The organism is Pseudomonas sp. SDO5522_S412 (assembly GCF_054071215.1).
On sequence record NZ_JBSVWQ010000020.1, the window covers coordinates 19,261 to 42,433 of the forward strand.

Here is a 23,173-nt window from a genome sequence, read left to right on the forward strand (position 1 = left end):
GAGGTTCCTCTTGTTAGACGGACAGGGTGTAGCGGCTCAGGTTGGTCAACAGGTACGGATCATTGGCGATCGGTGGCCGACGGCCGGGATCGCCCAAGGCATGGCGCAGGAATTCCTGGGTCCGTTCACTGGTGGGGCGCTGGAAGATCTGCTCGGCGCTGCCGTGCTCGACGATCACGCCGTTCTCGGTGAAATAGACGATGTCGCTGATCTCTTCGGCAAAGCGCATTTCGTGGGTCACCAGCACGCAGGTCATGCCTTCTTCGGTCAGCTCGCGAATCACCGTCAGTACTTCACCGACGGTTTCCGGGTCCAGGGCCGAGGTCACTTCATCGAACAGGATCAGCTCGGGGCGCATCGCCAACGCCCGGGCAATCGCCACCCGCTGCTGTTGGCCGCCGGACAATTGGCCCGGATAGGCATCGGCCTTGTGCTCCATGCGCACCTTGGCCAACAGCGCCCGGGCATCTTTCTCGGCATCGGCACGGTTGCGACCGAGCACCTTGCGCGGGGCGATCACCAGGTTTTCCAGCACGGACAAATGCGGGAACAGGTTGTATTGCTGGAACACAAAACCCACACGCTTGCGCAACTCGATACGCTGCGCTTCCTGGGTCAGCGTATCGACCCGGGTTTCGCCCACGCGAATGGTGCCGCGCTGGGGCTGCAACAGGCCGGTGATACAGCGCAGGATGGTCGACTTGCCCGAGCCCGACGGGCCGATGATCGACACCGCCTGGCCGCGATGCACATCGAGGTCGATGCCCTTGAGCACCCGGTTGTCACCGAACGACAGCTGCAAATCCCGCAGGCTGACCAGGGGTTCAATAGAAGGCATAACGGCGCTCCAGGCGTTGGGTCAAACGGGAAATCGGGTAGCAGTAGGCAAAGAACAGCACCAGCAAACTCAGGTAGATCATCACGGTAAAGCCGGTCATGTTCACGGTGTTGCTGGCGATCTGTGCGGTGTCGATCACGTCGTGCACGCCCACCAGCGACGCCAGGGCGGTGCCCATGGTGACCACCGCGTAGAGGTTCATCCACGGCGGCAACATGCGCTTGAAGCACTGGGGCAGAATGATCGAGCTGAATATCTGGCCGCGGGTAAATGCCAGTGAGCGCGCCGCCTCCCACTGGGTGCTGGGGATCGAGCCGATGGCGCCGCGAAAGATCTCCGCCACGTTGGCGCTGGCCGGCAATGCCAGGCCAATCGTCACCTTGACCCAGTCCGGGAACGACACGTAGCTGCTGCCGATATGGATCTCGAACGGGAACACGTAGGTGGTGAAATAGATCAGCACCAGCCACGGTGCATTGCGGAAAACCTGCACCCAGATCCGCGCGGGCAACCGCAGCAGGCGCAGGGGTGACAGGGCCAACGCGCCCACCATCAGGCCCAGCAGCGAACCAAGACCAATCGCCACCAGGCTGATCAGGATGTTCTGGCCGAAACCAGTCACCAGCGCCGGCGACCATTGCAGCAACGCCGACAGCACCGGGAATGAATCAATGGCCATAGCCGGGCATCCTCAGGCGCGCTTCCAGCCAGCGCCCCACACAATTGACGGTAAAACTCAGCAAGCCGAAAAAGCTCAGGATCAGAATCATCAGCTCCAGCACGTTGTCGCTCTGGGTCCAGATCATGATCGAGGCGTAGGTGATATCGCCCACGGCGATGGCCGAGGCCACGGCGGTCATTTTCACCAGGTCGATCAGGTTGTTGATCAGCGACGGCAGCGCGAAACGCAGGGCCAACGGCAACTGCACATTCCACAGCAATTGCCGGCTGCTGAAGGCCAGGGAGCTGGCGGCTTCCAGGGTCACGGCGGGCACCGCCTCGATGCCGGCGCGCAGGGCTTCGGCGTGGAACGCGCCCTTGTGCAGCGAAATCACGATCACCACCCAGGCAAACGGCGTCAGCGGGTTGGCCGCGCCGACGGCCTGGGTCAGCAGCATGTTCAACACCAGGAATGCGCAGTACAGCTGCACCAGGGTCGGCGTGTTGCGGGTGACTTCGATAAACACCCGCGCCGGTTTGGCCAGCCACGGGTTGCCGGAAGTCAGCAGCGCCGCCAGGCTGATCCCGGCCAGCAGGCTGCCGACGATGGTGAACAGGCACAACAGCACCGTGGTCAGCGCGCCCTGCTCCAGGGTGCCGCGCTGATAGCCATCCAGCAGGAAGCTGTAGTTGAGGCCGATACCGGCGGCCCAGTGCACAAAAAGCTCCAGCCAATGACTCATTCGACGCCCCGCAGCTTGCCGCACGCGACAGCGATACGGCGGCCGGCCTCGGCCACGCTGTCGGTCGCCGTGGCGATGGACAGGCGAAACCACCGCGACAGGCCGTAGGCACTGCCCGCTACTCCGGCGACGCCCTCCTCCAGCAAGTACGCGACGACATCGCCATCATCGTCCAGGCGCTGACCGTCCGGGCGATAGCGGCCAAGCAAACCGGCGCAACGCACGAACACGAAAAAGCCGCCCTGGGGTTCGAGTACTTCCAGGCCCACGACGGTGCCGAGGGCCATCATCAACAGGTCCCGGCGCAGCTGATAGGCCGCTACCTGCTCGGCCAAAAAGCCCAGCCCGCCGGTGAATGCCGCCAATGCAGCAGCCTGGCCCACGGAGGAAGCACCGGAGGTGGATTGCGACTGAACAACCGCCATTGCATGGGTCAAGGCCTGCGGCCCGGCGCCGAAACCGATGCGCCAGCCGGTCATGGCGTAGGTCTTGGACACGCCGCCCACCAGCAGGCAACGGTCCTGCAAATCCGGCGCGACGTTCAGCAGGCTCTGGGCCGGGCGACCGTCGAAGCGGATGTGTTCGTAGAGTTCATCCAGCAGCACCAGCACCTGGGGATGGCGACGCAGCACCTCGGCCAGCGCATGCAGTTCAGCCTCGCCATACACCGCACCGCTCGGGTTGCCCGGACCGTTAAGTATCAGCCAGCGCGTGCGTTCATTGATGTGTTGCTCCAGCTGGGCGGGCAGCAGCTTGCAGCCCTGCTCCAGCCCGCACTCGATAAATACCGGCTCGCCACCGTTGAAGCGCACGCTGTCGGGGAACGACGGCCAGTAAGGCGTCGGCACCAGCACCTGATCGCCGTCGTCGAGGGTTGCGGCGAAGGCGTTGAAGATGATCTGTTTCGCGCCGTTGGCGATCACGATATTCGGCAGCGAATAGTCCAGGTGGTTTTCTTCGGCCAATTTTCGCTGCACGGCCACGCGCAAGGCTTTTACCCCGGGTGTCGGCGTGTACTTGGTGGCGCCCGCAGCAATGGCTGCGCAAGCGGCTTGCTTGATGTGCTCCGGGGTATCGAAATCCGGTTCTCCGGTGGTCAGGTCCAGAATGTCGCGGCCGGCGTCACGCAGTTCCGTGGCGCGGGATTTGGCCGCCGCATTGGCCGACAGCGACACGCGCTGCACCCGCTTGGACAGGCGAACGGTCATGGCTGTACCTCCAGGACTTTGCCGGGATTGAGCAGGTTTTTCGGGTCGAGGGCCTGCTTGATGCGGCGCATCAGGTCCAGTTCCACCGGGCTTTTGTAGCGGGCCAGCAGGCCGACCTTGCGCTGGCCAATCCCGTGTTCGGCGCTGATGGAGCCGCCGTGGGCATGGGCGCTGTCGTGTACCAGCAAGCTCAATTCGGCGTAGTTGCGCATGTGCTCGTCAACCGTTGAATCCAGCGGATGGGCCACGTTGTAATGCAGGTTGCCGTCCCCCAGGTGCCCGAACGTGAAGTTGCGAACACCGGGGAAATGCGTCTGCAACAGCGCATCGGTATGGGCGACGAAGGCGACGATTTGCGAAATGGGCACCGAGATATCGTGCTTCATATTGCGTCCGGCACGCTTCTGCGCTTCGCTCATGTTCTCCCGCAGCAGCCATAGCGCTTCGCTTTGCGCCAGGCTTTCGGCGATCAGTGCGTCGGCCAGCAGTGACTGTTCGAAGGCTTCACCGAGGACCGTTTCGAAGGCTTCGCGGGCGTGGGTTTCACCGTGGTTATCCGACAGCTCCAGCAAGGCAAACCAGGGTTGGCTGGCGTTGAGAAACGGTTGCGGGCCCTCGGGAAATTGCTCGCGCAACAACGCCAGGCAATCGGCGCTGAGCAATTCGAATGCAGTGAGGTTTGCACCAAAACCGGCGCGGGCATGGGACAGGAACGCCACCGCCTGGGTCAACTCGTCAAACGCCAGCAGCGCTGTCGCCTGGGCCTTGGGCAGCGGGAACAGCTTCAGGGTCGCGGCGGTGATAATCCCGAGGGTACCTTCGCTGCCCACGTACAAATCCCGCAGGTCGTAGCCGGTGTTGTCCTTGCGCAACCCTCGCAGGCCATTCCAGATTTCGCCTTCGGCGGTCACCACTTCCAGGCCCAGGGTCAACTCGCGGGTGTTGCCATAACGCAGCACGGCGGTGCCGCCTGCATTGGTGCCAAGGTTGCCGCCGATGGTGCAACTGCCTTCGGCGCCCAGACTCAATGGAAACAGGCGACCGGCTTCACGGGCCACGTCCTGGATGTTTTGCAGGATGCAGCCGGCTTCGACGGTCAGGGTGTCGTTGTCGGTATCGATCACGCGCACCCGGTTCATGCGGTCGAGCAGCAACAATACCGCGCGGCCGCTGGCATCCGGTGTGGCACCCGCCATCAGGCCGGTGTTGCCGCCCTGGACCACGATGGGCGCTTCCAGGGCGACACACGCACGCACCACGGCGGCCACTTCCTCGGTGTTGGCCGGGTGCACCACGGCGATCACCTGGCCGGTGTAGCGGCCCTGTTTGTCGGTCAGGTACTGGGCGGCATCTTCACTGCGCTGCACATGGGCGGCGCCGAGCAGTTGTTGCAGAGTGGCGAATAGCGCTTCACTCATGGCTGTACTGCTCGTGCAGATCACGCAGGGCTTGGGACGGAGCCATGCCGGTACGTTCGCCGAGGGCGATCAACCAGCCGCTGCGATGCCAGTCGCGCACGATGGCGTCGAGCCTGGCCTGGGTGTCGTGTTCGCCTTTGCGGATCCAGATCACGGATTTGGACGGGATCAAATCCCCCGGCAACGGGATCTCGTAGCCGGACCATTCGGCATCCTCCAGCAGCGCATGCATGGTCGGGCTGACGTGCACCGCCGCCACGCAGCCATTGCCGCGCAACGACAGCAGGGATTCGGACTGGCTGCGGAATGCCTTGATCTGCGCGCCGTAGGTTTCCTGCAACGGCTTGATGAAGTTGCTGCCCTGGGACACGCACACCGGCTTGTCCTTGAGGTCGGCCCACTGGGTGATGCCAGCGCCTTTGCGGATCAACGCCGCGCCGCCGACTTCTTCATAGGGCGTGGGCACGTAGTCGAGAATCTCGGCGCGTTCGTCGGTGTACTGCATGTTGGCGATCAGCACGTCGACCTTGCCCTGTTGCAGGAACTGCACGCGGTTGGGCGCCAGTACCGAAACGGTCCTGGTCTCCACACCCAGCGCCTGGCCCAGGCCCTTGGCCAGTTCGACGTTGTAGCCTAGGTGTTCGCCGGTCTTGGGGTCGATGGTGCCAAACGGCGGACCGCTGAGGATCACGCCGACGCTGATGGCGTGGCGTTGCTGGATCTTGTCGAGGGTGGCGTCGGCGTGGGCCAGGCTGGCGCACAGTGCCAGGCCCAAGGCAGTCAGGGTTCTCAATGTCATGTGTCAGGCACCCTTGAACTGTTTCTGCAACTCCACCAGCGCCGGGGACGCCGGGGTGATGTGGTTGCGGGTCTGGGCTTCGATCAGCCAGCCGCTGCGGTGCAGGTCCTTGACGATAGGGTCGAGTTTGGCCTGGGTGTCGCTCTCGCCACGGCGGGTCCAGATTACCGATGGCGCCGGGTTCAGCTCGGGACTGAGGGTGCGGTAATCCTTCCATTCGGCGCTGTCGTTGATCAGCGGGTTGACCAGGGTGGAGTCATGCACCGCAGCGACGCAGTTGTTGCCGCGCAGGGCCAGCAGGGATTCCGAAGAGCTCTTGAAGGCCTTGATCTGCGCGCCCAGTTCGGTCAGCGGCTTGACGTAGCTGCTGCCCTGGGAGGTGCACACCGGCTGGTCCTTGAGATCTTCCCAGCGGGTGATCTTGCTGTCCTTGAGTACGGCAGCGGTGCCGCCGATCTTGTAGAACGGCGTCGGCACGAACCCGAGGATCTCGCCACGCTCGGCGGTCCATTCCATATTGGCGATCAGCAGGTCGACCTTGCCCTGTTGCAGGAACTGCACACGGTTGGCCGGCAATACCGGCACCAGCTGCACCTCGGCGCCTAACTGACGGCCCAGCTCGTTGGCCAGGTCGACGTTCAAGCCCCTGGGCTTCTGGGTGGTGGGGTCGATGCCGCCAAACGGCCCGCCAGACAGCAGCACGCCGACCACCAGCACATGGCGCTGCTGGATCTTGTCCAGGGTCGCATCGGCCTGAGCCACTGCGCTGCCGCCCAGGGCGATCAACGCGCCCAGGACCACAGGCAACCTTCGTTTTACCGCCGCGCGCACAAACCCCATGGAACTCCCCTCATTAGCGATCGGCGTACCCCGACCTGATGTGGGGGCATGCTAGGGAGAGTGCCGGGCTAACGGAAATTCAAATATCTAATATCGTTATAACTTCCCGTATATGGACGCGCTGACTTTTGGCCATATACTCGAATTCATTAGCCCTCGTAAAAACCCGGCGCGACAAAACATAAACATCTGTAATGTTTATCTTCGCACCCTTGATATAAAAACGCCCTGGAATGGCCATGTCGACCCTCGATCTTGAACTGCTCCGCACCTTTATCGCCGTGGTCGACCACCACAGCTTTGCCGAAGCCGGCACTCACCTGGCACGCACACAATCTTCCGTCACCCAGCATATGCAGCGTCTGGAACAACAAGTGGGCGTCAGCCTGTTTGAAAAACGTGGCCGGCAAAAACAACTGACAGAACCCGGGATGCAACTGTTGCGGCATGCGCGGCAGATGCTCTCGCTGAATGACGATGCACTCAATTCCCTGCGGGAAAGCAGCCTCAGCGGCGTACTGCGTATCGGCTCGCCCCACGACATCGCCGACACCATCCTGCCGCCGATCCTCAGCCACATCGCCCGCTCGGCACCGCGCCTGCGCCTGGAGATCGACGTCGGGCGCAGCCCGTTCCTGATGGATGACCTGCACCGGGGCAAGGTCGACATGGTGATTTCTACCCGCGCCGATGCCAACCTGGAGGGCTTTGCACTGCGCACCTCGCCGGTGTGGTGGATTTGTTCGGCGCAATACATTCACTCGCCAAGCGAGCCGCTGCCATTGATTCTGGTGGATGAGCCGAGCATTTATCGGCGCTACGCCCTTGAGGCGCTGGAACGGGCGAATATCCCGTGGCGCCAGGCGTACCTGGCATCGAACCTGATCGGCATCAAGGCGGCAACCCGCGCAGGGCTGGGCGTAACCCCACGGAGCATGGAGATGCTAGGGCCGGATATGCGGGTATTGGGGGAAAACGATGGATTGCCGAGGATGCCGGAGGTCACGTACTACCTGTGGATCCGTCCGAACACGGCGAACCCGATTGCGCGCAAGGCATATGACCTGATCAGGGCCAGCCAGGGGCTGGCGCTGGGGTGACGGTTATTGCTGGGTCAATTGGGTCCATAGCGCGGGTGCGCCGGCAGACTTGGCGATCGCCTCGAGGCGCGCTGCATGCTCGGCCATGTCCTGCTCGCTGGCACGAATGATCGTAGTGGGCTGGCGATCCGCCGGCAGGCGGCGGATTTCCGAAGGGCGATTGCCCGAGCCTTCCGCCGAACCATTGCCGTCCGAGGCATTACCGGCCAGGGACAGGCTGGTCTGGCCACCGGTCATGGTCAGGTAGACGTCAGCGAGAATCTCGGAGTCGAGCAACGCGCCGTGGAGTTCACGGCCGGAGTTGTCGACGCCATAGCGTTTGCACAACGCATCGAGGCTGTTGCGCTGGCCCGGGTGACGCTCACGCGCCATCATCAAGGTGTCGAGGATCGAGCAGTGCCGGGTGATATCGGCCCGGTCGGTCTGCCCCATCAGCGCGAATTCGTTGTTGATGAAGCCAACGTCGAACGCCGCGTTATGGATGATCAGTTGCGCGCCGTTGATGAACTCGAAGAACTCATCCGCCACTTCGGCAAACCGTGGCTTGCCCACCAGGAATTCGTTGGTGATGCCGTGGACGCCGATGGCGCCTTCGTCACTTTCCCGGTCCGGTTGCAGGTAGACGTGAAAGTGCCGGCCGGTGAGGCGGCGGCCCATCAGTTCGACACAGCCGATTTCAATGATCCGGTGGCCGTCGGTCACCGGCATGCCGGTGGTTTCGGTATCGAGTACAACAGATCGGATGGCCATCAGGGTTCAGCTCTCAACGGTTTGGTACATTTCAAGGGGCGGGATCTTAACACGTCAGACGGCATCAGCTCTGTTTATAGCCGCGCACTTCATCCACACCGCGGTTGGCCAGTTGGTCGGCCCGCTCGTTGCCGGGATGGCCGATGTGCCCGCGCACCCATTTCCAGGTGATGTTGTGGCGATTGCATTGCTCATCGAGCAATTGCCACAGGTCGGCGTTTTTCACCGGCTCCTTGGCCGCAGTCTTCCAGCCGCGCTTCTTCCAGTTGACCATCCACTCGTTGATGCCCTTCATCACGTACTGGGAGTCGGTCACCAGCAATACGTCGCAACGGCGCTTGAGCTCTTCCAGGCCACGGATCGCGCCCATCAGTTCCATACGGTTGTTGGTGGTGTTGGCTTCGCCGCCCCACAGTTCCTTCTCCACGCCCTTGCACACCAGCAAGGCGCCCCATCCGCCGGGGCCGGGGTTGCCCTTGCAGGCGCCATCGGTGAAGAGTTCTACGGTATCGGTCATTTCACTGTCCATTAAAGCGGGATCCATCAAAGCGGGTTGCCGATAATCGACCGACAAGTGCCCGAGGTCGAGAGGCTCGACCTGAAATCAAAAAGGTATGTTTACTGTTCGCTCTGCTTGCGATTGACCTTGGCCATCGGCATCGGCACCAGCTTGCCCATCGGCTCGCGACGCACCTGGCGCACCGGGCGCAGGCCAACGACGATCTTGCGCGCCACCAACAGGTAGAAACCCCCGCCGGACAATTGCCAGGCACCGGCCCTGCGTTCCCAGCCGGCCAGCCGGCCTTGCCACTTGGCAGACGCAAGCGGCGGACGATAGCACCCGAAGCGGCGTTTCTCCAGCGCAAAGCCCAGCAGGTTCAACCAGTCGCCGACTCGCGACGGCGAGATGCAGCGCGCCTGGCGCAGCCCGTCATGGGCGAACACATGGCGCAAGCCCCAACTGCTCCAGGGGTTGATGCCAATGATCAGCAAATGGCCACCAGGGCGCACGCTGCTGGCCGCTTCGCGCAGCAAACCGTGGGGCGACAGGCAGAAATCCAGGCCATGCTGCATCACCACCACATCGGCCGCATGCTCGCTCAACGGCCAGGCCTGCTCCTCGCAGACGATTTCAACCCCCGGCAGCGGCGCCCCCAGGCGCACATTGCGTTGCACCTGGGGTGCCGACGGCGGGGTTTGTGCCGACGGCCCGTAATGCACCAGGTAACCACCAAAGAACCGACCCAGCTCGTCTTCGAGCATGCGCCGTTCTTCATCCAGTAAAAATTGCCCGACAGGCCCGGACAGCCATTCACGGGCGGCACCGATCAGTGCCAGCCACTCGGGATCGGCCTGGGCGAACGCTTTATCAGTCATTGCATTCTCCAACGCGCCAAGAAGCTCTAAGATGCACCAATGTGTTCAGCTTGGCGAATCAAAGAATGATACAGATCAGTGCCCTGCCCGCCTTCACCGATAACTACATCTGGTTGTTACAGGATCAGCCGAACAAGCGCTGCGCGGTGGTCGATCCCGGTGATGCCGCGCCCGTGCTGGCCTGGCTCCAGCAGCATCCCGAGTGGACCCTCAGCGACATCCTGGTGACTCACCATCACCATGATCATGTCGGCGGCGTCGAGCAACTTAAAAGTGTTTCAGGCGCCACGGTCTACGGCCCGGCAAATGAAAAGATCCCGGCGCGGGACGTGGCACTCCAGGATAACGACCGCATCAACGTGCTGGGTTGGGACTTCGAGGTGTTTGCCGTACCCGGCCATACCCTGGGGCACATCGCCTTTTATCACGAGGGCGTGCTGTTCTGTGGCGACACCCTCTTCGCCGCCGGTTGTGGCCGCCTGTTCGAAGGCACCCCGCAGCAAATGCACACCTCACTGGAGCGCCTGGCGGCCTTGCCGGCCAACACGCTGGTGTACTGCACCCACGAATACACACAAAGTAACCTGAAATTCGCCCAGGCCGTGGAACCGCATAACGCGGATATCGCCGAACGGGTGGAGAACGTGCGGCAACTGCGGGCGAACGGCCAGATAACATTGCCTTCGACTTTGGCCCTGGAAAAACGCACCAACCCTTTTCTGCGGACCTCTGAAACATCCGTTAAAGAAAAAGCGGACGAACGGAATGGCCGCGATAACCGGGCCGGGAGTGAGGTGTTTGCTAGCTTGAGGTCGTGGAAAGATACGTTCTAAGCGCGCGGAATTTAGTACGTAATTTCTGAATGGTTGACCGCAACCCACGCGCTTTCTAGAATCGCCCGACATTTTTGCCCGGAACTTACTTCCAGCCAATGTCGTCATCTATTCGTAAAACCAACCATTCAGACGCATTGACCCGCCTGGCTCAAGCCGTGGCGGTGGCTGTGTCCGCTACTCTGGCGGGCTGCCAATCGACCCATTTTGCCGCACAATCCACCGTGCAACCCAAGCCAAACCTTACCGCCAAGATCAAGCAAAAACCCCTTTGGCTATCAGAGAAGCCAAGCCCGGAAGTGCCCCAGGATGTCTGGGAACGCATGCGCCGGGGCTTTCAATTGCAGGACGGGTTAGGCGTCAACCCGCGCATTGAACAGCAACGATTGTGGTTTGCCAGCAACCCATCCTTCCTCGAGAACGCCGGCGAACGCGGCAGCCTCTACATTCATTACATCGTCGAACGCCTTGAAGAACGCAACATGCCTCTGGAGCTGGCGCTGCTGCCAGTGATTGAAAGTGCCTACAACCCAATGGCCTATTCCCGCAGCGATGCGGTCGGCCTGTGGCAGTTCGTTCCCGCCACCGGGCGCTATTTCAACCTGCGCCAGACCCGCGCCTACGACGGCCGCCGCGACATCACCGCCTCCACCACCGCTGCCCTCGACTACCTGACTCGCCTGCATGACATGTTCAACGGCGACTGGTTGCTGGCCCTGGCGGCTTACAACGCCGGTGAGGGCACGGTCAGCCGGGCCATCGAGCGTAACGAGAAGCTCGGTTTGCCGACGGACTACTGGAACCTGCCACTGCCCCAGGAAACCAAGGACTACGTGCCCAAGTTCCTGGCGCTGTCCCAGGTGGTGCTGGCCCCCGAGGCGTATGGCGTCAACCTGAACCCGATCGCCAACACGCCGTACTTCGAAGTGGTAGAAATCAAGACCAGCATGGACCTGTCACGGGTCGCCGCGCTGGCCGAGATCGACGAAGACGAACTGTTCCAGCTCAACCCGGCCTTGAAACAGCGCACCACCCTGGACGGCCCGCAGCATTTGCTGGTGCCGACGTCCAAGGCGCAGCTGCTGGCCAGCAGCCTTTCGGCGATGAAGCCGGAAGAATTGCTGAGCATGCGCCCGAAAAAGCCGGTGTTCGACGACGTTGAGCACAAGGCCATTGCCGGTCGCACCCGCAACTACAAGGTGCGCAGCGGCGACAACCTGACGCTGATCGCCAAGGCCAACAAGGTCGATGTACATGACCTGCAGCGCTGGAACAAGCTCAACGGGCAGGCGCTCAAGGTCGGCCAGACCCTGGTAATGCAGGACACCCGCAAGCTGGTGGCCAAGGCCGACAGCAAGAAGCCGGTGCAGTACAAGGTCAAGAAAGGCGATTCGCTGTACATCGTCGCCAAGCGCTTCAACGTCGAGATGCAACATCTCAAGCGCTGGAACCCACGCACTGGCCAGGCGCTGAAACCTGGGCAGATGCTGGTGGTTTCCGGGCCGCGCTAAGCAGCAAACACGAGGGGGAACTGGCAACAGCTCCCCCTTTGTTCTTCACCCTGCCAACCCCCATCCAAGCCTGTAGTCTCCCTCCTGCGGCGCCAGCCTTTTTCCAATCGGAACAAGCTGTTACTGTACGGTTCATAAAGCCCAAGCCGCCTGGATCGGATCCCTGACTTGAAGCGTCCCCTCCTTCTACTAATAAGTCTGGCCTTGAGCTTTTCCGCGAACGCGACCATTACCGAGAGCCACGGTTATGCGCAGTTCGGCACGCTCAAGTACCCGGCCAAATTCACCCACTTCGACTGGGTAAACCCCGCAGCGCCCAAGGGCGGCACCTTGCGGGTCATGGCGTTTGGCACTTTCGACACCCTCAACCCGTACACCTTCAAGGGTTCCAGCCCGGTTTCCACCGCCAATTTCCTGCAATATGGCGTCAACGAGCTCAATGAGCCGTTGATGGTCGGCACCGGCCAATATGCCCCTTCCGGCGATGAACCCACCTCCAGCTACGGCCTGATTGCCCAATCGGTGGAATACAGCGAGGACCGCAGCTGGGTGGTGTTCAACCTGCGCCCTGAAGCGCGGTTTCACGATGGCAAGCCGATCACCGCCTACGACGTGGCGTTTTCCTATCGCACGCTGCTGACCGAAGGCCACCCGCAGTACCGCACCAACCTGCAGGAAGTGGCCCGGGTCGACATTCTTAACCGGCATCGCATTCGTTTTGTGTTCAAGCGCGCCGGCAACCCGTTGCTGATCCTGCGCCTGGGCGAGCTACCGGTATTGCCCCAGCATTACTGGAAAAACCGCGATTTCAAGGCCACCACCTTCGAGCCGCCGCTGGGCAGTGGGCCTTACCGCATCAGCAAGGTCAGCCCCGGGCGACAACTGGTGTTCGAGCGGGTCAAGGATTACTGGGGCAAGGACCTGGCGGTCAACCGTGGTTTGTATAACTACGACAAGGTCGAGGTGGAGTTCTACCGAGACAGCGACGTGGCCTTCGAAGCGTTCAAGGCCGGCGAGTTCGATATCTATATCGAGCACCAGGCGAAGAACTGGGCCAACGGCTACAACTTCCCGGCGGTCAACCGCGGCGATGTGATCAAGGCGCAGATCGCCCACCAGATACCGACCCAGAGCCAGGGACTGTTCATGAACAGCCGGCGCCCGGCCTTCAGCCAGGCCAAGGTCCGCGAAGCCTTGGGGCTGATGTTCGATTTCGAGTGGACCAACCGCACCCTGTTCAGCGGCGCCTATAAACGCAGCCTCAGCTATTACCCCAACAGCGAATTCTCCGCCACCGGCGTGCCGACCGGTCATGAGTGGCTGATGCTGTCGCCCTATCGCGACCAACTGCCGGCCAACCTGTTTACCCAGCCCTTCAGCCTGCCCCAGACCGACGGTCGCGGCATTCCTCGCGACACGATGCGCCGCGCCCTCGCATTGTTGGCGGACGCCGGCTGGAAGCTGTCCGGGCAACGCTTGCTCAACAGTGACGGGCAGCCGCTGAGGCTGGAGATTCTGCTGGTGAACCCGAACCTGGAGCGCATCCTGCAGCCCTATGTCGAGAATCTGACAAGCATCGGCGTCGATGCCCGCTTGCGCACGGTAGACCGCGCACAGTACAAACAACGCCTCGATCAGTTCGACTTCGACATGATTCTGATGACCCTCAACCAGACCCTCAGCCCCGGTCTTGAGCAGTGGCAGTATTTCCACTCCAGCCAGGCGGGGATCAAGGGCAGCAAGAATTACGCAGGCATCGCCAACCCGGTGGTCGACCACCTGCTGGACCAACTGCTGGCGGCGCAAACCCGTGAAGAACAGTTGGCCGCCGGCCGGGCGCTGGACCGCGTCCTGCTGTGGCAGCACTACAGTATTCCCAACTGGTACCTCAACTATCATCGCCTGGCGTACCGCAACCGGTTCGCCTTCGTCACCACGCCGCCCTACAGCCTGGGCCTGAGCGCATGGTGGCTGAAAGCTTCGGAGAAAGCCCAATGATACCTTTGCGTACTGCGATCCTTGGCAGCCTGCTGTTTTGCGCCGCGGCCAATGCGGCCCCGCAACATGCCCTGACCCTCTACAACGAACCGCCCAAGTACCCCGCCGATTTCAAACACGTCGACTACGTAAATCCGGATGCCCCCAAGGGTGGTACCTTCCGCGTATCCAGCATGGGCAGCTTCGACAGCCTCAACCCATTCATCAGCAAGGGCGTGCCGGCAGATGATATCGGCCTGATCTACGACACCCTGGCCCAGCAAAGCCTGGACGAACCCATCACCGAATACGGCCTGGTAGCCGGCAAGATCGAAAAGGCCCCGGACAACAGTTGGGTACGCTTCTACATTCGCCCCGAAGCGCGCTTCCACGACGGCCACCCGATCCGTGCCGAAGACGTGGTGTTCAGCTTCCAGACGCTGATGAAGGACGGCTCGCCGATCTTCAAGACCTACTACGCGGATGTCGACGAAGTGATCGCCGAGGACCCGCTGCGGGTGCTGTTCAAGTTCAAGCGCACCAACAACCGCGAACTGCCGCTGATCCTTGGGCAACTGACAGTGTTGCCCAAGCATTACTGGGAGGGCCGCGACTTCTCCAAGGGCAACCTGGAGATTCCGCTGGGCAGCGGCCCGTACAAGGTGGCCGAGGTTAAGGCCGGGCGTTCGATCCGCTACGAGCGGGTCAAGGACTACTGGGCCAAGGACCTGCCGATCAACAAGGGTTTCTACAACTTCGATTACCGGGTCACCGATTACTACCGCGACAACACCGTGGCCCTCGAAGCCCTCAAGGCCGGGCAGTTCGATTACTGGCTGGAAATCAGCGCGAAAAACTGGGCCAATGCCTACAACACCCCCGCCGTCACCCAGGGCCGCCTGATCAAGGAAGAAATCCCCAACGGCAACCCCACCGGCATGCAGGGCTTCGTGTTCAACACCCGCAAACCGATGTTCCAGGATGTGCGGGTGCGCAAGGCCATCAGCCTGTTGCTGGACTTTGAATGGAGCAACAAGCAACTGTTCAACGGCGCCTACACCCGCAGCCGCAGTTATTTCGAAAACTCCGAGATGGCCGCCACCGGCCTGCCCGGCCCGGATGAGCTGGCGATTCTTGAACCGCTGCGGGACAAGATCCCGCCCCAGGTGTTTACCGAAGCCTTCGAGCCATCGAAGACCGACGCCAGCGGCATGATCCGCACCCAGCAGCGCGAGGCCTATCAACTGCTGCAAGAGGCCGGCTGGAAGATCGTCGACGACAAGATGGTCGACACCACCGGCAAGCCCGTGACCATCGAGTTCCTGCTGGCACAGACCGAGTTCGAACGCATCCTGTTGCCGTTCAAGCGCAACCTGGCAGACCTGGGGATCGACCTGGTGATTCGCCGGGTCGACATCTCGCAGTACATCAACCGCATCCGTTCGCGGGACTTCGACATGGTGGTGGGCAGCTTCCCGCAATCCTCATCGCCGGGCAACGAGCAGCGCGAGTACTGGAAGTCATCCAGCGCCGACAAGCCCGGCAGCCGCAACTACATCGGCCTGAAAGACCCGGCCATCGACCAGTTGGTGGAAGAACTCATCGACTCCGACTCGCGCAAGAGCCTGGTGGCCCACGCCAAGGCCCTCGACCGCGTGCTGCAGTTCGGCTACTACGTGATCCCCAACTGGCACATCAAGACCTTCCGCGTGGCGTATTGGGACCACCTCGGCCATCCGAAGGTCTCGCCACGGTATGACGTCGGCACCGCCACCTGGTGGAGCAAACCCGACGTGAAACCTGCGATAACCGTGGACACCAACCAGAGCGCCGATCCGGCGAGCGGGGGCGACTGAGATGCTGGCCTATATTTTTCGTCGACTGCTGCTGATCATCCCGACCCTGTTCGGCATTTTGCTGATCAACTTTGTGATCATCCAGGCCGCCCCGGGTGGCCCGGTGGAGCAGATGATCGCCAAGCTCGAGGGCTTTGAAGGCGCCACCAGCCGGATTGCCGGGGGCGGCGCCGAAGTCTCGGTGGCCGGTTCCAGCTACCGCGGCGCCCAGGGCCTGGACCCGGCGCTGGTGAAGGAAATCGAGAAAATGTACGGCTTCGACAAGTCGGCGCCGGAACGCTTGTGGATCATGATCAAGAACTACGCCAAGCTGGATTTTGGCGATAGCTTTTTCCGTGACGCCAAGGTCATCGACCTGATCAAGGAAAAGATGCCGGTGTCCATCTCCCTCGGGTTATGGAGCACCCTGATCATGTACCTGGTGTCGATCCCCCTGGGGATCGCCAAGGCTACGCGGCACGGCAGCCACTTCGACGTGTGGACCAGCTCGGCGATCATCGTCGGCTACGCGATCCCGGCGTTCCTGTTTGCGATCCTGCTGATCGTGGTGTTCGCCGGCGGCAGTTACTTCGACTGGTTTCCGTTACGCGGGCTCACGTCCAACAACTTTGATGAATTGAGCTGGGGCGGCAAGGTCCTCGATTACTTCTGGCACCTTGCCCTGCCGGTGACCGCCCTGGTGATCGGCAACTTCGCCACCATGACGCTGCTGACCAAAAACAGCTTCCTCGACGAGATCAACAAGCAGTACGTGGTCACCGCCAAGGCCAAGGGCCTGACCAACCACCGCGTGCTGTACGGCCATGTGTTTCGCAACGCGATGCTGCTGGTGATTGCCGGCTTCCCGTCGGCCTTTATCGGCATCTTCTTCACCGGCTCGTTGCTGGTGGAAGTGATCTTCTCCCTCGACGGCCTGGGCCTGATGAGCTTTGAAGCGGCGATCAACCGCGACTACCCGGTGGTGTTCGGCACCCTGTTTATCTTCACCCTGCTGGGATTGGTGGTGAAGCTGATCGGCGACCTCACCTACACCCTGGTCGATCCGCGCATCGACTTCGCCAGCCGGGAGCATTGAGATGAATCTATCCCCCCTCAATCGTCGCCGGTTCGAACGTTTCAAGGCCAACAAGCGTGGCTGGTGGTCGCTGTGGCTGTTTTTGATCCTGTTCGGCCTGAGCCTGGGCGCCGAGCTGATCGCCAACGACAAGCCGCTGGCGGTGCACTACGACGGCGACTGGTACTTCCCGGCGCTCAAGCGCTACCCCGAGACCACCTTCGGCGGCGAATTCCCGCTGGAAGCCAACTACAAGAGCCCGTATATCCACGAGCTGCTCAAGGCCAAGGACGCGTGGACGTTGTGGGCGCCGATTCCGTACAGCTACCAGAGCATCAACTACGACCTGAAAGTTCCGGCCCCCGCCCCGCCGTCACGGGACAACCTGCTGGGCACCGATGACCAGGGCCGCGATGTGCTGGCGCGGGTGATCTACGGCTTCAGGATTTCCGTGCTGTTTGCCCTGACGCTCACCGTGCTCAGCTCGATCATCGGCGTGATCGCCGGCGCGTTGCAGGGCTTCTACGGTGGCTGGGTCGACCTGGCCGGCCAGCGTTTCCTGGAGATCTGGTCCGGCTTGCCGGTGCTGTACCTGTTGATCATCCTCGCCAGCTTCGTGCAACCCAACTTCTGGTGGCTGCTGGGGATCATGCTGCTGTTTTCCTGGATGAGCCTGGTGGACGTGGTGCGCGCCGAGTTCCTGCGCGGGCGTAACCTGGAATATGTGCGGGCGGCCCGGGCGCTGGGGATGCAGAACGGCGCGATCATGTTCCGCCATATCCTGCCCAACGCCATGGTCTCCACCATGACCTTCATGCCGTTCATCCTGACCGGCGCGATCGGCACCCTCACCGCGCTGGACTTCCTGGGTTTTGGCCTGCCGGCCGGCTCGCCGTCCCTGGGTGAACTGGTGGCCCAGGGCAAATCCAACCTGCAGGCGCCGTGGCTGGGCATGAGTGCGTTTGCCGTGCTGGCGATCATGTTGAGTCTGCTGGTGTTTATCGGCGAGTCCGCTCGCGATGCCTTCGACCCGAGGAAATGAGATGAATCAGGACAATCTGATCGAAGTCCGCGACCTCTCCGTCGAGTTCGTCGTAGGCAACAGCCACCAGCGGGTGGTGAACAACGTCAGCTTCGATATCAAGCGCGGCGAAACCCTGGCACTGGTGGGCGAAAGCGGCTCGGGCAAGTCGGTCACGGCGCACTCGATTTTGCGCCTGCTGCCCTACCCGCTGGCACGTCACCCGTCGGGCACGATCCAGTACGCCAACCACGATTTGCTGACCCTGAAGGAAAAGACCATCCGGCATATCCGCGGCAACCGGATTGCGATGATTTTCCAGGAGCCGATGACCTCGTTGAACCCGCTGCACTCCATCGAGAAGCAGATCAACGAAGTGCTCGGCCTGCACAAGGGGCTTACCGGCAAGGTGGCCACCAAACGCACCCTGGAGTTGCTGGAACTGGTGGGCATCCCCGAGCCCCACAAACGCCTCAAGGCCCTGCCCCATGAGCTGTCCGGCGGCCAACGCCAGCGGGTGATGATCGCCATGGCCCTGGCGAATGAGCCGGAGTTGCTGATTGCGGACGAACCGACCACGGCACTCGACGTCACCGTGCAGCTGAAGATCCTGGAGCTGCTCAAGGAATTGCAGGCGCGCCTGGGCATGGCGTTGCTGTTGATCAGCCACGACTTGAACCTGGTAAGGCGCATTGCCCACCGGGTATGCGTGATGCAAAAAGGCTGCATCGTCGAGCAGGCCGAATGCGAAAGCCTGTTCCAGGCGCCGCAGCACCCTTACACCCAGGAGCTGCTGGCAGCGGAACCCAGCGGCGGCCCCGCCACCAATGAAGTCGGCCCGCCGTTGCTGGAAGTCGATGACCTGAAGGTCTGGTTCCCGATCAAGAAAGGCTTCCTGCGCAATACCGTCGATTACGTCAAGGCGGTGGATGGCATCAACTTCAGCCTGCCCCAGGGCCAGACGCTGGGCATCGTCGGTGAAAGCGGCTCGGGCAAATCCACCCTGGGCCTGGCAATTTTGCGGCTGATTGCGAGCAAGGGCGGCATTCGCTTCGAAGGCCATCAGATGGACAAGCTCAGCCAGCAACAGGTGCGCCCGCTGCGCCGGGAAATGCAGGTGGTGTTCCAGGATCCGTTTGGCAGCCTGAGCCCGCGCATGTGTGTGAGCGAGATCGTTGGCGAAGGCCTGCGTATCCACAAGATGGGCACTGCCGCCGAGCAGGAAGCGGCGATTATCGCCGCGCTGAAGGAAGTGGGCCTGGACCCGGAAACCCGCAATCGCTACCCCCACGAATTCTCCGGCGGCCAACGCCAGCGCATCGCTATTGCCCGCGCACTGGTGCTCAAGCCCCGGCTGATTTTGCTGGATGAGCCGACCTCGGCCCTCGACCGTACCGTGCAGCGCCAGGTGGTGGAACTGCTGCGCAACCTGCAGGCCAAGTACAACCTGACCTACCTGTTCATCAGCCACGACCTGGCGGTGGTCAAGGCCTTGAGTCACCAACTGATGGTGGTAAAACACGGGCAGGCGGTTGAACAGGGAGATGCACCCGCGATCTTCGCCAACCCCCAGCATGCCTACACCCGGCAGCTGCTGGAGGCGGCGTTTTTGGTGCCCGGCCCCTAGCAGTAGAACCACCGTAGCAGCTGTCGAGCCCCAGCGAGGCTGCGGCTCGACAGCTGCTACGCCATTGGGTGTCAGAAATCGGTTGAGGCCGACAGTTCACGCCAGGCGGCGGTCTCTTCCTTGACGTAAGCCAGCTTGTCCTCAATCGCCTGCAACGTATCGGTGCCCAGGGCCAGGCGCATCGGCGGATGCGGCGCTTCCACCAGCTTGATCATGGCCACTGCCAGCAGCTCCGGGTTACCCGGTTGCTGCTGGTTGTAGACCTTGGCCAGCTTGCGCACCTCGCCGGACGTGGCGGCGTAATCGTCGATGATCAAGGGCGACTCCACCAGGGAGTTGCCATCCAGGAAGTCGGTGCGGAAATAACCCGGCTCCACCACCGTCACCTTGACGCCCAAGGGTGCCAGCTCTGCGTGCAGCGCCTCGCTCAACCCTTCAACGGCAAACTTGGTCGAGCAATACGTGCCGAATCCCGCCCCCGAACGGAAGCCGCCCACCGACGAAATATTGATCACGTGCCCACTGCGCGCCTGGCGCATGAACGGCAATACACCGCGAGTGACATTGAGCAGCCCGAACACGTTGGTTTCATACAAGCGGCGAACCTCATCGGCAGACGCCTCCTCCACCGCGCCCAGCAGGCCAAAACCGGCATTGTTGACCAACACATCAATGCGCCCGAAGTGCTCAATGGCGGCACGGGCAACGTCGGCAGCCTGGGATTCGTCGGTCACGTCCAGTTGCACCGCCAGCAGCCCGGGTTGCTCACCGAAGCGTTCGGTAACGGTATGGGCGTTGCGGGCCGTCGCCACCACCGCATCACCGTGGGCCAGAGCTGCCGCGACGATTTTCGCGCCGATGCCCCGGGAAGCCCCGGTTACCAGCCAAACACGCTTGAAGGAATGTGCCGTTGTCATGATCCGTACCTGATGGAGTGAATGTGGAGCCAAGGTACGCTGAGGCATTAGCCTGAAAAACCGTCTCGTGCTACAAGCACTCTGAAACAGAATTTCATAATGGCTGACCGATGAACCTTGATCCCTTCAATGGCTTGACCGAATTTCTCGCCGTGGCCGAACTGAAGAGCTTCACCCAGGCCGCTGCACGCCTCGGCGTAACACCGACGGCGGTCAGCCATGCGGTGAAGACCCTGGAGAAGCGCACGGGTGTGGTGCTGTTCCAGCGCACCACGCGCCGGGTAGCGCTGACCGAGGCCGGCATGACGCTTTACAGCCGCCTGCGCCCCGCCGCCGGGGAGATTGACGAAGCGCTGGCGGCCCTTAGTGGCTACCGCGACCGGCCCATGGGCACCCTGCGCCTGACGGTGCCAAGGTTGTCGGGCACGTTGCTGATCGAGCCGTTGATCCCGCGTTTTCGCGAGGCCTTTCCCGATGTGGTACTGGATATTTCCCTCGACGATGCCACGGTGGACCTGGTGACCGAGGGCTTCGACGCCGGTATTCGCCTGGGGGAATCCATCGACAAAGACATGGTTGCCGTGCGCCTGACCCCGGACCTGAACTGGTCGGTGGTGGGCTCTCCCGCCTACTTTGCCAAGGCCGGCAAGCCGACAACGCCGGAAGCGCTCACGACCCATCAAACCATCGGTTATCGCTTCCTGACCTCGGGCATGGCACACCGCTGGGAATTCGAGCGGGCGGGCCGGGAATTTACGGTCGGCGTTCAAGGCGGGTTGATCGTCAATGACCGCAACCTGATGATCGCCGCCGCGCGGGCCGGCCAGGGCCTGGCGTACGTGAGTGATTTCGAGGTCATGGAGGACCTGGCTTCAGGCGAACTGGAGCCCGTGCTGCAATCTTTCGTACCGCCAAGCAGCGGGCTGTACCTGTATTTCCCCGCCCGAACCCAGAGCCAACCGAAACTGCGGGCCTTTATCGACCTGGCCACCGCATGGATTGCCGAAAAGCGTGGGCGCTGACAACGCCGCAAAAGCAAACCAATATCATTTGCGCAGTGCCCGGCCCTTTGGTTTAATCGCGACCAATTCTTATTTACGCCAAGGCTTCTGCGCCACATGGATACTGTGTCGACCCCGTCCACCTCGTTCAGCGACCTCTACGGCAATCACCATTCCTGGCTGCTGGGGCTGCTGCGCCGGCGCCTGAGCAATCGCTGGGATGCGGCGGACCTGGCCCATGACACCTTCATCCGGGTACTCAAGCGCCCGCCGGCCGGCGCCGATGAGACGCGGGAGCGCTCCTACCTGGCCACCATCGCCCGGGGGTTGTGCATTGATCACTGGCGTCGGCGCCAACTGGAACAAGCGTGGCTGCAAAGCCTCGCGGACCGGCCGCAAGCCCTGCAACCGTCGCCGGAGCAGCGGGCAATCATTGTCGAAACCCTGTACGAAGTGGACGCCATGCTCGCGCGGCTGCCCCACAAGGTGCGCGAAGCGTTCCTGCTGGCGCAGTTGCACGGTACGCCCTACAAGCAGATCGGCGAACAGCTCGGGGTAGGCGAACGGATGGTGAAAAAATACCTGGCCCAGGCGCTGCTGCATTGTGCGGTGCTGGAAGCCGAACTGGACGGGATGCTCGTGGAGTGAACAGCCCCGGAAAGCTCAGCCATGCCAGCCTTGAGCAAGCGGCCCAATGGTACGTACGCCTGCAGGATCAGCCAGAGGCTGCCCAGCACTGGCAGGCATGGCTCGGGCAAAGTCCGGAACACCAGGCCGCCTGGGGCTATGTAGAACGGGTCAGCCAACGCTTTGCGCCGTTGGCCGAGCAATCCCACAGCGCCAGCCGTGCGTTGCGCAGCTCTCGGCGCCAGACGCTCAAGACCCTGCTGGTGCTGTGTGCCGGTTCAACGCTGGCCTGGGGCACCTGGCGCAACACCGCCCTGCCCCGGTTGGTGGGAGGCTGGAGTGCGGATTACGCAACCGCCGGCGGTGAAACCCGCGAAGCGCTGCTGGACGATGGCAGCCGCCTGTGGCTGAACGCCTTGAGCGCCCTGGATGTACGTTTTGACCGGGTCCAGCGCTTGCTGCACCTGCGTTTCGGCGAAGTGCTGATCGAGACCGCAAAGGACCCGAACCGCCCGTTTCTGGTGGAGACTGAGCAGGGTCGCCTGCGGGCACTCGGCACCCGCTTCAGCGTGTTGCAGGACGGCGACAGCACTTTGCTCAATGTGTTTGAAGGCAGGGTTGAAGTGCGCACCGCCGCCAGCCGGCAACAACGAATCATCGAGGCCGGGCAACAAGTGGCCTTCACCCGCGATGGGTTCAATCTCCGTTCACCCGCATCCGCCACCCGTGAGGCCTGGAGCCGTGGCGTACTGCTGGCCGACAACCTGCCGCTTGGCCAACTGGTCGCCGAACTCAATCGTTTTCGCCCCGGCCACCTGGGTTGTGATCCAGCCGTGGCGCAATTGCCGGTGATGGGTTCGTTCCCCCTCAAAGACAGCGACCACGCACTGCGCCTGCTACAGGCCGCGCTGCCGATTCAGGTCGACACGCTCATGCCCTGGTGGGTCACGGTCAGGCCCAAACACCCAGGCGCATAAAAACTTTCAGCCGTCAGTTCCCTTTTCCAAAACTCGTTC

The 23,173-nt window shown here is 62.1% G+C and carries 22 protein-coding genes; 11 read left to right on the forward strand and 11 right to left on the reverse strand.

Going from position 1 to position 23,173, the window contains the following annotated elements:
* Window positions 1-13: 13 nt before the first annotated feature.
* From ACW9I6_RS07335 to ACW9I6_RS07365, 7 genes are read right to left on the reverse strand one after another with little or no spacing between them, the layout of a single operon-like run.
* Entirely contained in the window at window positions 14-838 is an 825-nt protein-coding gene (locus ACW9I6_RS07335) for an amino acid ABC transporter ATP-binding protein (RefSeq protein WP_003207489.1), read from the reverse strand.
* Window positions 825-1,517 carry an amino acid ABC transporter permease gene (locus tag ACW9I6_RS07340; RefSeq protein ID WP_457339108.1) on the reverse strand — a complete coding sequence of 231 codons (693 nt, stop codon included), beginning with the start codon at window positions 1,515-1,517 and terminating at the stop codon, window positions 825-827. The genes ACW9I6_RS07335 and ACW9I6_RS07340 overlap by 14 nt, the downstream gene beginning before the upstream one ends.
* Window positions 1,507-2,241 (reverse strand): amino acid ABC transporter permease, encoded by a 735-nt coding sequence (locus ACW9I6_RS07345; RefSeq protein WP_177019992.1) that lies wholly within the window; start codon window positions 2,239-2,241, stop codon window positions 1,507-1,509. Before ACW9I6_RS07345 ends, ACW9I6_RS07340 begins: the two co-directional genes overlap by 11 nt.
* Window positions 2,238-3,449 carry an aminotransferase class I/II-fold pyridoxal phosphate-dependent enzyme gene (locus ACW9I6_RS07350; protein WP_457339109.1) on the reverse strand — a complete coding sequence of 404 codons (1,212 nt, stop codon included), beginning with the start codon at window positions 3,447-3,449 and terminating at the stop codon, window positions 2,238-2,240. Before ACW9I6_RS07350 ends, ACW9I6_RS07345 begins: the two co-directional genes overlap by 4 nt.
* Window positions 3,446-4,867: an FAD-binding oxidoreductase gene (locus tag ACW9I6_RS07355; protein WP_457339110.1), complete on the reverse strand. Its 1,422-nt coding sequence runs from the start codon at window positions 4,865-4,867 to the stop codon at window positions 3,446-3,448. Before ACW9I6_RS07355 ends, ACW9I6_RS07350 begins: the two co-directional genes overlap by 4 nt.
* A complete protein-coding gene (locus ACW9I6_RS07360) occupies window positions 4,860-5,666 on the reverse strand; it encodes a transporter substrate-binding domain-containing protein (protein ID WP_177021968.1) in 807 nt (268 codons plus the stop codon). The genes ACW9I6_RS07355 and ACW9I6_RS07360 overlap by 8 nt, the downstream gene beginning before the upstream one ends.
* A gap of 3 nt (window positions 5,667-5,669) precedes the next feature.
* Window positions 5,670-6,506 carry a transporter substrate-binding domain-containing protein gene (locus tag ACW9I6_RS07365; RefSeq protein ID WP_008435195.1) on the reverse strand — a complete coding sequence of 279 codons (837 nt, stop codon included), beginning with the start codon at window positions 6,504-6,506 and terminating at the stop codon, window positions 5,670-5,672.
* A 239-nt stretch (window positions 6,507-6,745) separates the two neighbouring features.
* Between ACW9I6_RS07365 and ACW9I6_RS07370 the strand changes: the two genes are divergently transcribed.
* Window positions 6,746-7,606, forward strand: a complete 861-nt coding sequence (locus ACW9I6_RS07370; RefSeq protein ID WP_003207477.1) for a LysR substrate-binding domain-containing protein — start codon at window positions 6,746-6,748, stop codon at window positions 7,604-7,606.
* Window positions 7,607-7,609: 3 nt separating this feature from the next.
* Here the strand turns inward: ACW9I6_RS07370 and dnaQ are convergent, their stop codons facing one another.
* The 3 genes from dnaQ to ACW9I6_RS07385 all read right to left on the reverse strand — a co-directional run bounded on the left by dnaQ (window position 7,610) and on the right by ACW9I6_RS07385 (window position 9,733).
* A complete protein-coding gene (dnaQ, locus tag ACW9I6_RS07375; RefSeq protein ID WP_162835175.1) occupies window positions 7,610-8,350 on the reverse strand; it encodes a DNA polymerase III subunit epsilon in 741 nt (246 codons plus the stop codon).
* 70 nt (window positions 8,351-8,420) lie between these two features.
* Complete coding sequence (rnhA, locus tag ACW9I6_RS07380; RefSeq protein WP_003207474.1) at window positions 8,421-8,873, reverse strand: ribonuclease HI; 453 nt, start codon at window positions 8,871-8,873, stop codon at window positions 8,421-8,423.
* A 101-nt stretch (window positions 8,874-8,974) separates the two neighbouring features.
* Window positions 8,975-9,733 carry a class I SAM-dependent methyltransferase gene (locus ACW9I6_RS07385; protein WP_008435200.1) on the reverse strand — a complete coding sequence of 253 codons (759 nt, stop codon included), beginning with the start codon at window positions 9,731-9,733 and terminating at the stop codon, window positions 8,975-8,977.
* A 65-nt stretch (window positions 9,734-9,798) separates the two neighbouring features.
* Between ACW9I6_RS07385 and gloB the strand changes: the two genes are divergently transcribed.
* From gloB to ACW9I6_RS07420, 7 genes are all read left to right on the forward strand, one after another.
* Complete coding sequence (gloB, locus tag ACW9I6_RS07390; RefSeq protein ID WP_003207471.1) at window positions 9,799-10,566, forward strand: hydroxyacylglutathione hydrolase; 768 nt, start codon at window positions 9,799-9,801, stop codon at window positions 10,564-10,566.
* Window positions 10,567-10,664: 98 nt separating this feature from the next.
* Window positions 10,665-12,077: a lytic transglycosylase domain-containing protein gene (locus ACW9I6_RS07395; protein WP_008435202.1), complete on the forward strand. Its 1,413-nt coding sequence runs from the start codon at window positions 10,665-10,667 to the stop codon at window positions 12,075-12,077.
* Between the two features lie 168 nt (window positions 12,078-12,245).
* A complete protein-coding gene (locus ACW9I6_RS07400; protein ID WP_008435204.1) occupies window positions 12,246-14,075 on the forward strand; it encodes an extracellular solute-binding protein in 1,830 nt (609 codons plus the stop codon).
* Window positions 14,072-15,910, forward strand: coding sequence for an extracellular solute-binding protein (locus ACW9I6_RS07405; RefSeq protein ID WP_003207465.1), 1,839 nt, complete (start codon window positions 14,072-14,074; stop codon window positions 15,908-15,910). The genes ACW9I6_RS07400 and ACW9I6_RS07405 overlap by 4 nt, the downstream gene beginning before the upstream one ends.
* A gap of 1 nt (window position 15,911) precedes the next feature.
* On the forward strand, window positions 15,912-16,985 hold the full coding sequence (locus ACW9I6_RS07410; RefSeq protein WP_457339111.1) for a microcin C ABC transporter permease YejB: 1,074 nt from the start codon (window positions 15,912-15,914) through the stop codon (window positions 16,983-16,985).
* Window position 16,986: 1 nt separating this feature from the next.
* Window positions 16,987-18,006: an ABC transporter permease gene (locus tag ACW9I6_RS07415; protein ID WP_457339112.1), complete on the forward strand. Its 1,020-nt coding sequence runs from the start codon at window positions 16,987-16,989 to the stop codon at window positions 18,004-18,006.
* Between the two features lies 1 nt (window position 18,007).
* A complete protein-coding gene (locus ACW9I6_RS07420) occupies window positions 18,008-19,612 on the forward strand; it encodes an ABC transporter ATP-binding protein (protein WP_003207458.1) in 1,605 nt (534 codons plus the stop codon).
* 71 nt (window positions 19,613-19,683) lie between these two features.
* On the opposite strand, the gene ACW9I6_RS07425 is transcribed toward ACW9I6_RS07420, so the two are convergent.
* The gene (locus tag ACW9I6_RS07425) at window positions 19,684-20,529 is read right to left on the reverse strand and encodes an oxidoreductase (RefSeq protein WP_008435212.1); all 846 of its coding nucleotides are present in this window, start codon (window positions 20,527-20,529) and stop codon (window positions 19,684-19,686) included.
* A gap of 110 nt (window positions 20,530-20,639) precedes the next feature.
* On the opposite strand from ACW9I6_RS07425, the gene ACW9I6_RS07430 reads away from it, so the two are divergent.
* From ACW9I6_RS07430 to ACW9I6_RS07440, 3 genes are all read left to right on the forward strand, one after another.
* Complete coding sequence (locus tag ACW9I6_RS07430) at window positions 20,640-21,551, forward strand: LysR family transcriptional regulator (RefSeq protein ID WP_457339113.1); 912 nt, start codon at window positions 20,640-20,642, stop codon at window positions 21,549-21,551.
* Window positions 21,552-21,647: 96 nt separating this feature from the next.
* On the forward strand, window positions 21,648-22,178 hold the full coding sequence (locus ACW9I6_RS07435; protein WP_134326409.1) for a sigma-70 family RNA polymerase sigma factor: 531 nt from the start codon (window positions 21,648-21,650) through the stop codon (window positions 22,176-22,178).
* Window positions 22,175-23,134: a FecR domain-containing protein gene (locus ACW9I6_RS07440; protein ID WP_457339114.1), complete on the forward strand. Its 960-nt coding sequence runs from the start codon at window positions 22,175-22,177 to the stop codon at window positions 23,132-23,134. Before ACW9I6_RS07435 ends, ACW9I6_RS07440 begins: the two co-directional genes overlap by 4 nt.
* Window positions 23,135-23,173: the final 39 nt, after the last annotated feature.